Source organism: Hallella faecis (genome assembly GCF_018789675.1).
Lineage (GTDB): Bacteria > Bacteroidota > Bacteroidia > Bacteroidales > Bacteroidaceae > Prevotella > Prevotella faecis.
Genome location: NZ_JAHKBE010000193.1, coordinates 1 through 250 on the forward strand (window position 1 = coordinate 1; position 250 = coordinate 250).

At 38.0% G+C, this 250-nt stretch carries 1 protein-coding gene; it reads left to right on the top strand.

The window, feature by feature from the left end; genetic code table 11:
• Window positions 1-55: 55 nt before the first annotated feature.
• A partial coding sequence (locus KM934_RS13360; protein ID WP_286364636.1) for a CAT RNA binding domain-containing protein occupies window positions 56-250 on the top strand: 195 nt, incomplete at its 3' end.

Sequence of the window (250 nt, forward strand, 5' to 3'; positions counted from 1 at the left end):
GTTTGAAGTAGTTATTACTTCTGACGTGCCTTGCCTTTTTTTTTGGAGCCATGGAATGATCATCGAAAAAGTCATGAACAATAATTGTGTACAGGCATCGATGAATGGACAGGAGGTTATCATTTCTGGGCCTGGCGTCGGTTACAACAAAAAATATGGAATGTCGGTCCCTGAGCATCCGGCTAACCGGATTTTTTATGTCAGAAATGAACAAAAAAACAAACTTTATAAATTGATTGAACATGTAGAT